Here is an 8,106-nt window from a genome sequence, read left to right on the forward strand (position 1 = left end):
GAGGGGCGCCATCCTCGTACGTACCGTCGGACGGCACGCCAACGGGTACGGGCCGAGGACGCACGCGCCCCGCGTACGAACCGGCGGGCGGCGCGCACCGGAGCGGCCCGCCATCGCGAGCGCCCCTGCACCACCACGGGTATGCGCACGCGCGCACCATAAGGGCTGCTCCGTCAACTCACCAGGGCCGGAACACCCCTCCGCTTGGACCCCGCACAGCAGTACGGTGTTCCTCATGCGCCCCGACACTCCTGCCGATCACACGGATCACACCGCCGAAGCCGAGCGTCTGCTGCGCACCGCAGCGCAGTACCCCGAGGACCACGAGCCCCTCCTGCTCCAGGCCGCAGCGCACTGGGAGCTGGCCGGCGACCGCGAGCGGGCCACGACGCTCTACGACCGCCTGCTGGCCGCCGACCCCGAGCACCCGGCGTTGATCAAGGCCTTCAAGGCGGCGAACCTCTGGGAGTACGGCCACGAGGCGGAGGCACGGGCGATCATCGAGGGCGTCCGCGCCTCATCGCCCCGGGACCCGGCGGCGTGGGAGATCGTGGCGGAGACGCTGGAGACGCACGACGAGCTGGACGCGGCGCACGCGACCCTGACGACGGCGCTCACGCTCCTGCTCCCCGCCGAGGACCCGGCGGCGGACATCCCGTACCCCACCCAGTCCCTGCTGACGGCCCGCCACCGGGTACGCCGTCTGCTCGCCCTGGACCACGACGCCTGGGACGAACTGGCGGACCGTCTGCACCGCGCCGAGATCACCCTGGACGAACTCCACGACCCCAAGCGCCTGTGGTCGCTGGGCTCGGACGACCCGGCGGAGCTGAAGGCGGAACTGGCCCGCCTGCGCACGGAGTTGGGAACGGCCCGGGCGGCCCTCTCGCGCCCGTTCCCGGTGGCGGTCCTGCACTGGCCGGCCGCCGAGCTGGACGAACTCCTCGCGGCCTACCCCGACCTGGCGACGGAGTACCCGACCCACGACGCCCATCTCCTGGACATCGAGGCGTCGTTGCGCGAACTATCGGCGACGGGCACGGCGAACCTGGGCATCGTGACGGGCACGGTCCCGTCCTACGAGGCCTTCGCGGCCTCGGAATCCTCATCCCCGTCGAACGCGGACCTCCTCCCCCAGTACGCCACGACACTGGCGGCCCSGGGCCGCGCGGTGGCGTGGCCGCCGCGGCGGGGAGAGGTTTGCTGGTGCGGGTCTGGGYGGGGGTATGGGGAGTGTCATGGGGTCTCCGAGGCGTGACCAGCCGATTACTGGCTCGCGGTAGTCTCACCGGACTTGACGCCGACTCCCGAAAGAGGACAGCTCGTTGCTTCCGTTCGACGTGAGCGCCGCGACCAAGATCCCCTCACAGGTCTCGCTCAACGAGGACCCAGCACTGGCTGCGGTCTACGAGAGCCTGCGCCGGTCAGATCCCACAGGCCAGCGCTTTGCGGCTGTGCTGCGGGACACCATTGACCAGTTGCTCAACGGCGAGGCGACGGGACGGTACGACTGGAAGACACTCTTCAAGACCGAGAAGACCCACGCCGGAACGGTCGTTGAGATTAACCTCCAGCGTGAGTTCAAGTTCGATGACGGCATCGACATGGACTACCGGATCGCAGGAACTGACGTCGACTGCAAGTACTCACAGGCCTTCGGCGGCTGGATGATCCCACCGGAGGCCATGGGACATCTGTGTCTTCTGGTCTGGGCGGACGACTACAAGAGCCGCTGGAGCGCCGGCCTGCTCCGGATAGCCCCGGAGTGGCTCAACAAGGGCAACAACCGGGATCTGAAGCTGACAGTGAAGGCCGAACACCGCAACAAGATCCTCTGGTTGTGGCATGAGGCAGAGCTTCCGGAGAATGTACTGCTGCATCTGGACCCCGCTGTCCGGAAGGCAATCCTCTCCTCTCCCTCCGGGCAGCAGCGCGTCAACGAGCTCTTTCGGCGGGTCCTGAACCGGAGGATCGGGCGTGGAGTCGTACGGACCGTCGCCCAGCAGAGCGACTACATGGCGCGGGTGCGGGAAGCCAAGGGCCGTGCCCGTACGGTCCTCCGGGAGGAAGGCATCCTTATCCCCGGCCACTACAGCAGCCACCAGGCCATCGCCAGAACCCTGGGGGCCCAGGTCCCTCAGCACGGGGAATTGGTCAGCTTTCGCGTGGTCTCAGCCCGGCCTCACCATGAGGGCCGGCCCTCCGTGACACTCGACGGCCGGGCATGGGTTCTGGCCGATGCCAATGACCCCGTGGAAACCGCTCCATTCCTGCCGAAGCATACGATTAACGAACAGGCTTGACGTTGAGCACGCGCCGCAGCCCGTACCAGATGACCCCCCAGAGCTGATCATGTCTGTGACTACCGAACGCCCGCTACCAGAACCGAACTCCCCGGAAATCTGTGCACTGCTCCCCCTAGAGAGCGTCCGCAGACTGTACGGGTTTCTCTACGTGCGGCGGGACTCACCGCCGACCACCGAAGAGATCCACTCTTTCATCGCCAGCCAGTTCGGCGAGTCGCAGTCGGAAGCTATGCGGCGGCTCCGCTCGCTCCGGGACTGTTTCATCGTCCATCGGTACCGCGACGGACGGCTGCACCGGTACGAGCTGAGGGGCTGGAAGCCTGTACCCGCCGACGGGATGCGCCAGAACATAAAGGGACCCATCAGGGCCCGGGTTCTCGCACCTCAACGATGCGCCCAGTGCGGAGATACACCCCTGGACGACGGCGTGAAACTAGTCGTGGATCACAAAATCCCTGTGGCATGGGGCGGTAACAACGAGCTGGAAAACCTGCAGCCACTGTGCGAACAGTGCAACGCAGAAAAGAGAGACTTCTACGCAACGTACGACCCGTACGCTGAACAAATCCGTGCGGCGGTGCAGCAAGACGAACCCCATGGCAGGATCGGCGAGCTCCTGAAAGCCCTGGACGGACAGTGGGTGCCCGCTGAGCTCATCGGCGTAGTGGCTTCGATGCATCAGTACCAGGATGACTGGCAGCGTCGGCTCCGCGAATTGCGGAACCTCGGCTGGACGTACGAAAACCGCGTCATTCGCCCCAGAGGCGGGCGCTCCATCTCCGAGTACCGCCTGACGCACTGGGAGCCCTGGCCCAAAGGGCCGATTGCCGCAGCCGCCAAGCGTAAGCAGAGTAAGCACCAGCCAGAATGAGCCAGGACTGGACTCCCCCGGAAGGCTCCTGGGCGTCTTCAGAAGCCCGTCGCCGCAACATGCAGGCCATCCGCAGCCGCGACACCAAGCCGGAACGGCTGATCCGCAGCCTTCTGCACGCCAGGGGGCTGCGCTACCGGGTAGCGGCCAAGCCGCTACCCGGCCTCCGCCGAACCGCGGACGTGGTCTTCCGCCCAGCGAAACTGGCCGTGTTCGTCGACGGCTGCTACTGGCATGGGTGCCCCGAGCACTATGTGCCCCCGAAGACCAACCCGGGCTATTGGTCGGACAAGGTAGCCCGGAACATGGCGCGTGACCGGGACACCGACCGACAGCTCAAGGAAGCAGGCTGGACCGTCCTTCGGTTCTGGGAGCACGAATCAGCAGAGGACTGTGCACTCAGGATTGCCGCGACGGTGAGCCGTCTCAGGGCGGAAGGCAAGTCCGTCTAAATGCCGTTCATCTCCGCAGCTTCAAACGCTGCATAGATCTGCTCCCCCACGGCCTGCGCTACTGGCGGAGGAAACGCATTTCCGACCTGACGGTAAGCAGCCGTCTTCTTGCCAGTGAACTTCCAGTCGGCGGGAAACCCCTGGATGAGGGCGGCCTGCGTCACGGTGAGCTTGGGGCCCGCCTTGGCAAAGAGGTCCCGCTCCTTGTCCTTGAGTTCTTCGGGGTTATTCGCAACACCCAGGCCGCATACGCCCAAGTCAGCCCAGGCCCGCTTTGCGCGGGTAGGGCCGAGATCGGCACCGCCGTGCTTCTTGGAGCCGCCCACGAGGGTCGGCGCAACACCCTCCTGCGCCTTCTCGTACCAGTTCTTGAACGCATTCTCGGCTCTGGGGTCGTCAGCTACCGCGTCGAACCGGGCTCGCATGGTGTCGTGCAGTGCCTCCCCTACCGAGAGCTCCGGGCGCGGCTCGGGCTTCGTGTGCTCGAAGTACCGGGCGTACTGCGGCTTCATCGCCACGAGGATGGCCCGGGGACGCAACTGGGGGACACCGTACTTCTTGGCCTCCAGCACCTCCCAGTAGCACTGTTCGTAGCCCAGGGTCTCCAGCTGCTTGATGATCTCGTCGCGATAGCTGGCGAACTTCTGGTCTACCAGACCACGTACGTTTTCGATCATCACGGCTTTGGGGGCGAGCTGCTCGACGAGGTCAAGCATCGTCGGGAAGAGATCACGCTCGTCATCCCGGCCGAGCTGCTTGCCCGCTGCCGAGAAAGGAGGGCACGGGACGCCGCCGGCCAGCAGGTCAAGCTCTCCGGGCTCCAGACCGAGCTCACTGGGGTCGAACTTCTTCAGATCTTGGTGGATGACCTTGCAGCCGGCCCACTCGGGGTCCTCGCTGGTGTTGGCCTTCAGCGTGCTGCACGCGTCCTTGTCGATCTCGATCAGAGCGACGTGCCTGAAGCCTGCATGATGCAGACCAACGGCCTGACCTCCGGCGCCTGCACAGATCTCCACGGACTTGTACTTGAGATCATTGGTGCGGATCATGCCCCCTCCTTCCGATCAAACGACGGCGGCCACTCCACGTGACCTGCCATCACAGAGGGTGACAGACCCCACTGACAAACAGACCCACTGACAACGGGACTGCACCAATTTTGCCGCACGCCACTCCGTTCTCTGCACACGCCCCCCGCTCCACCGAACACTCATACGATATGGCTCATGCTTCGTAGCCCTGCGTGGACCCGGGATGAGCTGGTATTGGCCTGCGCGCTCGTCGTGAAGAACGGCTGGCGCGAACTCCGGGAAGGAGACCCCGCCGTACAGGAGCTGTCGGACCTCCTGCGCTCCCTTCCCCTGCATGAAGGGGTGGCCAACGAGCTTTCCGAGTACCGCTCGGTGGGCAGCGTGAGCCGTAAGACGACCGACCTGGCCACCAATCACCCTGAGTACGCAGGCAAGCGCACCAAAGGCGGGAGGCTCGACAAGGAGATCATCCGGGCCTTCATCGAGCATGAGGCAGACATGCTCGAAGCGTCTCAGGGCATCGAAGAGGGAATCGGCTCCGGCGCGCTGGTCCGCATCCCGGAGCAGCCAGGCGAGGTCGCCGAGGACGGCACTACGGCCGCCGAAGGCCGTCTCCTGGCTCGCTGGGCCATCTACCGGGAGCGGAGCCCCAAGCTCCGCCAGCGCAAGATCGCCCAGGCCCAGCGGCTCGGCCAGCCCTTGCAGTGCGAAGTCTGCGGCTTCCACTTCGAGCGGGCGTACGGGGCGCTCGGCAAGGGCTACATCGAGGTGCACCACACCCTGCCTCTCCACATCTCGGGTCCTCGCGAGACACGTCTAGAGGATCTGGCGTTCCTGTGTTCCAACTGCCACCGCATGTGCCACACGAGCCATCGCGGCGCATCATGGCGCACCCCCGATGTCGTACGGGCGGAAATCGCGAAAGCGGCGGGACAGGAGAGCACCGAGTAGCCTTCCGCCGGCTGTGCAGACATCAGGCCGCCTCGGCCTCGAAATGCATCTGCGCGCGGTCCAGGAAGTCGTCGGGATCCCGCCCCTGTGCGGTCAGCCAGTGCAGCACGTCCGTGATGAGGTCAGTCGCCGCTTCCTCAAGCGCCGCCCCGCTGCGGGCCGCCGGCCGCCGGTACTGCTCCAGCAGGGCCACGGCCCTCTGGACCCGGCGGGAGTGGGGCGCGAGGTCCAGTGCGAGTTCACACCAGACCGACTTACCGGCGGCCGTGAGGACTGTCCCCCAGTCCACGGCCGTCGACGCCAGCAGGTGCAGACCGCGACCGCACTCAGCATCACAGGCTGCCGACGTCTGCGCCGGCACTGCATGGCTCTTGTCATGGAGCTCGATACGCAACCGGTCGCCCACCGCCTCAAGGACGAGCGTCGCGGGGGAACCTTCGCCTACATGCTTGACGACGTTGGTGGCCAGCTCCGTAACCACAAGCTGGACCTCATCGAGCACGGCGGCGAGCCCCCACAGCCTCAGCTGAGTCCGCACACCTCTCCTGAGTACGCACAGCTCCGACGAGGCGGCCTCAAACGGCAGGACACAGCGGAGCGAGAACTGGACGGCTTCATGGCTGGACATGGCGAGACTCCCTCCCGCGCCAGAGCAGCGCTGCGCCTGCCGCATCCGTACGGCTGCACTGCGTGGCGTTCCGGTTACAAGAATGACAGCAAGAAGTCTCGCTATGTAACTTCTCACGGGAATCTATCGAGTGAACCTGGTGGTACATCAACTTCCTTGCTGCCTAGCCTGATTGCGGCTGCGGGCAGGGAGCCCATGCGAACGGGGAGGAAGCTGTATGTCCGAGAGGGCCACCACGCGCCGTCGCCAGCTTGGAGCGACGCTGCGGAAGCTGCGGGCCCGCAAGGGGCTGACGCTGGAGGAGTCCGGCAGGCTGGTCGGGGTCTCCAAGGCGACCGTCAGCCGGTATGAGACGCAGTCCGGCCCGGTGAGATGGATTGTCGTCGATGCCCTGTGCCGCGCGTACGGCGCAAGTGAAGCGGAGCATGCCGCCATCGTCAGCCTGGCCAAGGACGCTAGACAACAGGGCTGGTGGAGCTCGTTCGCGGACTCGATCCCCGAGACCATGAACCTTCTGCTCACCCTTGAGGACGAAGCCGTCCGGGAAGACCACTTCTCCTGCGTGTACGTGCCAGGGCTTCTCCAGACCCGCGCCTACACCAGCGCGATTCAGCACGCCAACGAACTGCGCCGCGCACCCGAAGACATCGAACGGCTAGTGGACATCCGGATGAAGCGCCAGGAGATCCTGAGCCGGCCGGAGCCGCCTCATCTCTGGGCCATCCTCGACGAGTCCGTCGTCCGGCGCGTTGTCGGCTCTCCCCGCGTCATGCGTGAACAGCTGAGCCACCTGCTCGAAGCGAACTCCTCCCGCCACATCACCCTCCAGGTGCTGCCGTTCGCCAAGGGTGCACACACGGCAGCACTCGGCAGTTTTGTCATCATCGGGGGCCAGGAGCCCTCCCTGGACGTCGTCTACGTAGACCTTCACGTCGGCTCGCTGTTCATGGAAAAGGACGCGGAACTAGCGCGCTACAGACTTGCGTTCGACTACCTCCGCGCACAAGCGTTGGACATGGCCGCCTCATCGGCCTTGATCGAGCGTGTACGCGAGGAGTTGCAGTGACAGCGGAGAACGTCCCCGCCCCTGTTCAACACATCTGGTTCAAGTCGTCCTACAGCGGTGGCAACGAGACCGAGTGCGTGGAGGCAGCCTTCCTGGCCTCCGGCACAGGAATACGTGACTCCAAAAGGCCCGCGGGCCCACACCTCCGGTTCGCCGCCCCCGCCTGGCACGCCTTCACCGTCGCCATCCGGCAGGACCGGCTGCCCGGGGTCTGAAGCCGGCCATTAGCCTCGGAGGGGACAGACCACAGAGGCGCAGGAGGCACAGCATGGCCAAGGTTCCGGCAGCAGCTATAGCCGCGGGTGGGCTCGTGGGTGGGTATGCCACCGCTCGGTGGACCAAGAAGCGGCCCCTCGGTGGGGTGGCGCTCGCCGCCGCCGGGGCCCTCGCCGCGCGGGAGTGGAAGCAGGCCGCCGGGACCAAGGCCGCCGTCGGGCTCACCACGGCCTACGTCGCCGCGTTCGCCGGGTCGCACCCGCTCGCCAAGAAGGTCGGCGCCTGGCCGTCCGTGTTCGCCGTGGCCGGTGGGGTCGCCGCGGCCTCCTGGGCCGTCACCCGCAAGGCCGGATAGCGACGCCGGGAAAATGTCCCGCCGCATCCGGGAACCGTCTGAACGCCCCGGACGACTCGTACGTACGTAAAGGTGCACACTGCGACTCCCCGCAGGATGGACCCCTCGGGCGCGTGGCCACGCAGAGCAGGGACAGGACTGCGGTCACGCGCCCGGCAGGGGGAGCCGAGCCACGGGGAAGGGCCCGGGCACCTTCGCCTCGCCGCGAAAACCCCTACCCCCCTACCCCC

At 66.3% G+C, this 8,106-nt stretch carries 10 protein-coding genes; 8 read left to right on the forward strand and 2 right to left on the reverse strand.

Features of this window, described 5'->3' with window-relative positions; genetic code table 11:
• The first annotated feature begins 235 nt into the window (after positions 1–235).
• From ACJA3G_RS24060 to ACJA3G_RS24075, 4 genes are all read left to right on the forward strand, one after another.
• Positions 236–1,258, forward strand: coding sequence for a tetratricopeptide repeat protein (locus tag ACJA3G_RS24060; RefSeq protein ID WP_406555116.1), 1,023 nt, complete (start codon positions 236–238; stop codon positions 1,256–1,258).
• 67 nt (positions 1,259–1,325) lie between these two features.
• Positions 1,326–2,303, forward strand: a complete 978-nt coding sequence (locus tag ACJA3G_RS24065; RefSeq protein ID WP_406555117.1) for a NaeI family type II restriction endonuclease — start codon at positions 1,326–1,328, stop codon at positions 2,301–2,303.
• A 340-nt stretch (positions 2,304–2,643) separates the two neighbouring features.
• Entirely contained in the window at positions 2,644–3,177 is a 534-nt protein-coding gene (locus ACJA3G_RS24070; protein ID WP_406555125.1) for an HNH endonuclease signature motif containing protein, read from the forward strand.
• On the forward strand, positions 3,174–3,629 hold the full coding sequence (locus tag ACJA3G_RS24075; RefSeq protein ID WP_406555118.1) for a very short patch repair endonuclease: 456 nt from the start codon (positions 3,174–3,176) through the stop codon (positions 3,627–3,629). The genes ACJA3G_RS24070 and ACJA3G_RS24075 overlap by 4 nt, the downstream gene beginning before the upstream one ends.
• On the opposite strand, the gene ACJA3G_RS24080 is transcribed toward ACJA3G_RS24075, so the two are convergent.
• Positions 3,626–4,678 carry a DNA cytosine methyltransferase gene (locus tag ACJA3G_RS24080; protein WP_406555119.1) on the reverse strand — a complete coding sequence of 351 codons (1,053 nt, stop codon included), beginning with the start codon at positions 4,676–4,678 and terminating at the stop codon, positions 3,626–3,628. The two genes, ACJA3G_RS24075 and ACJA3G_RS24080, sit on opposite strands and share 4 nt — an antisense overlap.
• Positions 4,679–4,855: 177 nt before the next feature.
• Between ACJA3G_RS24080 and ACJA3G_RS24085 the strand changes: the two genes are divergently transcribed.
• Positions 4,856–5,611 carry an HNH endonuclease gene (locus tag ACJA3G_RS24085; protein ID WP_406555120.1) on the forward strand — a complete coding sequence of 252 codons (756 nt, stop codon included), beginning with the start codon at positions 4,856–4,858 and terminating at the stop codon, positions 5,609–5,611.
• A gap of 22 nt (positions 5,612–5,633) precedes the next feature.
• Here the strand turns inward: ACJA3G_RS24085 and ACJA3G_RS24090 are convergent, their stop codons facing one another.
• On the reverse strand, positions 5,634–6,239 hold the full coding sequence (locus ACJA3G_RS24090) for an ATP-binding protein (RefSeq protein WP_406555121.1): 606 nt from the start codon (positions 6,237–6,239) through the stop codon (positions 5,634–5,636).
• 217 nt (positions 6,240–6,456) lie between these two features.
• Between ACJA3G_RS24090 and ACJA3G_RS24095 the strand changes: the two genes are divergently transcribed.
• From ACJA3G_RS24095 to ACJA3G_RS24105, 3 genes are read left to right on the forward strand one after another with little or no spacing between them, the layout of a single operon-like run.
• On the forward strand, positions 6,457–7,305 hold the full coding sequence (locus tag ACJA3G_RS24095) for a helix-turn-helix domain-containing protein (protein WP_406555122.1): 849 nt from the start codon (positions 6,457–6,459) through the stop codon (positions 7,303–7,305).
• The gene (locus ACJA3G_RS24100; RefSeq protein ID WP_406555123.1) at positions 7,302–7,520 is read left to right on the forward strand and encodes a DUF397 domain-containing protein; all 219 of its coding nucleotides are present in this window, start codon (positions 7,302–7,304) and stop codon (positions 7,518–7,520) included. The genes ACJA3G_RS24095 and ACJA3G_RS24100 overlap by 4 nt, the downstream gene beginning before the upstream one ends.
• A gap of 53 nt (positions 7,521–7,573) precedes the next feature.
• Entirely contained in the window at positions 7,574–7,876 is a 303-nt protein-coding gene (locus tag ACJA3G_RS24105) for a hypothetical protein (RefSeq protein WP_406555124.1), read from the forward strand.
• Positions 7,877–8,106: the final 230 nt, after the last annotated feature.

Origin of the sequence: Streptomyces sp. YS-3 (assembly GCF_045257485.1) — a bacterium.
Lineage (GTDB): Bacteria > Actinomycetota > Actinomycetes > Streptomycetales > Streptomycetaceae > Streptomyces.

Coding starts and splice junctions, on each gene's coding strand:
- ACJA3G_RS24085 (WP_406555120.1), top strand. CDS start 4,856: ATGCTTCGTAGCCCTGCGTGGACCCGGGATGAGCTGGTATTGGCCTGC.
- ACJA3G_RS24070 (WP_406555125.1), top strand. CDS start 2,644: ATGCGCCAGAACATAAAGGGACCCATCAGGGCCCGGGTTCTCGCACCT.
- ACJA3G_RS24105 (WP_406555124.1), top strand. CDS start 7,574: ATGGCCAAGGTTCCGGCAGCAGCTATAGCCGCGGGTGGGCTCGTGGGT.
- ACJA3G_RS24090 (WP_406555121.1), bottom strand. CDS start 6,239: ATGTCCAGCCATGAAGCCGTCCAGTTCTCGCTCCGCTGTGTCCTGCCG.
- ACJA3G_RS24080 (WP_406555119.1), bottom strand. CDS start 4,678: ATGATCCGCACCAATGATCTCAAGTACAAGTCCGTGGAGATCTGTGCA.
- ACJA3G_RS24075 (WP_406555118.1), top strand. CDS start 3,174: ATGAGCCAGGACTGGACTCCCCCGGAAGGCTCCTGGGCGTCTTCAGAA.
- ACJA3G_RS24095 (WP_406555122.1), top strand. CDS start 6,457: ATGTCCGAGAGGGCCACCACGCGCCGTCGCCAGCTTGGAGCGACGCTG.